This is a genomic window from Romboutsia sp. 1001713B170131_170501_G6 (genome assembly GCF_015668195.1).
GTDB lineage: Bacteria > Bacillota > Clostridia > Peptostreptococcales > Peptostreptococcaceae > Romboutsia_C.
In genome coordinates this window covers 1-2,206 of the sequence record NZ_JADPFC010000026.1, presented here as the reverse complement: position 1 = coordinate 2,206, position 2,206 = coordinate 1, and the positions used below count along the sequence as shown (strand labels likewise).

The following is a 2,206-nucleotide window of genomic DNA, read 5'->3' as shown; positions in this document are numbered from 1 at the left end:
TTAAGTTACTTGACGTAGACCCGAAACCGGGCGACCTATCCATGAGCAGGTTGAAGCGAAAGTAAAATTTCGTGGAGGACCGAACCCACGAGCGTTGAAAAGCTCGGGGATGACTTGTGGATAGCGGTGAAATTCCAATCGAGCCCGGAGATAGCTGGTTCTCCCCGAAATAGCTTTAGGGCTAGCCTTGAGCTTAGAGAAACGGAGGTAGAGCACTGAATGTCCTAGGGGGTATTGCACTTACCGAAGACTATCAAACTCCGAATGCCGTCTTCTTTTGCTCAGGAGTCAGACTGTGGGTGATAAGATTCATAGTCAAGAGGGCAACAGCCCAGATCGTCAGCTAAGGTCCCTAAATGTACGTTAAGTGGTAAAGGATGTGGGATTGCACAGACAACCAGGATGTTGGCTTAGAAGCAGCCACTCATTTAAAGAGTGCGTAATAGCTCACTGGTCGAGTGATCCTGCGCCGAAAATTTCCGGGGCTAAAACGTACTACCGAAGCTACGGCATCATTTATGATGGGTAGGGGAGCTTCGTATGCAGGCTGAAGCATGACCGTAAGGACATGTGGACAGTATACGAGTGAGAATGTTGGCATGAGTAGCGAGACGTGGGTGAGAATCCCACGGGCCGTAAACCCAAGGTTTCCAGGGGAAGGTTCGTCCGCCCTGGGTTAGTCGGGACCTAAGCCGAGGCCGAAAGGCGTAGGTGATGGACAACAGGTTGATATTCCTGTACCACCAATAACCGTTTGAGGAATGGGATGACACAGTAGGATAAGCTAACCACACTGTTGGTTATGTGTGGCTAAGTACTGAGGCAGTCAAGATAGGCAAATCCGTCTTGATAATGCTAGGGTACGATGGGGAGCCCTTTCGGGCGAAGTAGCTGATTTCACACTGTCGAGAAAAGTCTCTACCGAGGTTAAAGGTGCCCGTACCGTAAACCGACACAGGTGGGTGAGGAGAGTATCCTAAGGCCAGCGAGAGAACTATTGTTAAGGAACTCGGCAAAATGACCCCGTAACTTAGGGATAAGGGGTGCCATCTTCGGATGGCCGCAGAGAATAGGCCCAAGCGACTGTTTACCAAAAACACAGGTTTCTGCTAAGTCGCAAGACGATGTATAGGAGCTGACGCCTGCCCGGTGCTGGAAGGTTAAGGGGATCTGTTAGGAGTAATCCGAAGCAGTGAACTTAAGCCCCAGTAAACGGCGGCCGTAACTATAACGGTCCTAAGGTAGCGAAATTCCTTGTCGGGTAAGTTCCGACCCGCACGAAAGGCGTAACGATTTGGGCACTGTCTCAACAATAGACTCGGTGAAATTGTAATCCCGGTGAAGATGCCGGGTACCTGCGACAGGACGGAAAGACCCCATGGAGCTTTACTGTAGCTTGACGTTGGGTCTTGGTACTACATGTACAGGATAGGTGGGAGACTATGAAGCATGGACGCCAGTCTGTGTGGAGTCATCCTTGGGATACCACCCTTGTAGTACTGGGATCCTAACCAGAGGCCTTGAATCAGGTCTTGGGACACCGTCAGGTGGGCAGTTTGACTGGGGCGGTCGCCTCCCAAAAAGTAACGGAGGCGCTCAAAGGTTTCCTCAGCACGGTCGGAAATCGTGCGAAGAGTGTAAAGGCAAAAGGAAGCTTGATTGCAAGACATACAGGTCGAGCAAGGACGAAAGTCGGACTTAGTGATCCGGTGGTTCCGCATGGAAGGGCCATCGCTCAACGGATAAAAGCTACCCTGGGGATAACAGGCTTATCTCCCCCAAGAGTCCACATCGACGGGGAGGTTTGGCACCTCGATGTCGGCTCATCACATCCTGGGGCTGTAGTAGGTCCCAAGGGTTGGGCTGTTCGCCCATTAAAGTGGTACGCGAGCTGGGTTCAGAACGTCGTGAGACAGTTCGGTCCCTATCCGTCGCAGGCGTAGGAAATTTGAGGAGACCTGTCCTTAGTACGAGAGGACCGGGATGGACGTACCTCTGGTGTACCAGTTGTTCTGCCAAGGGCATGGCTGGGTAGCTATGTACGGAATGGATAAGCGCTGAAAGCATCTAAGCGCGAAGCCAACTTCAAGATAAGATTTCCCACCGTAAGGGTAAGACCCCAGGAAGACTACCTGGTTGATAGGTCGAAGGTGTAAGTGCAGTAATGTATTTAGCTTATCGATACTAATAGGTCGAGGACTTGACC

Annotated in this window: 1 rRNA gene; it reads left to right on the top strand. The window is 51.3% G+C overall.

Annotation, left to right across the window (positions count from 1 at the left end):
* Positions 1-2,206, top strand: a 23S ribosomal RNA gene (locus I4U89_RS15440); the annotation flags it as partial.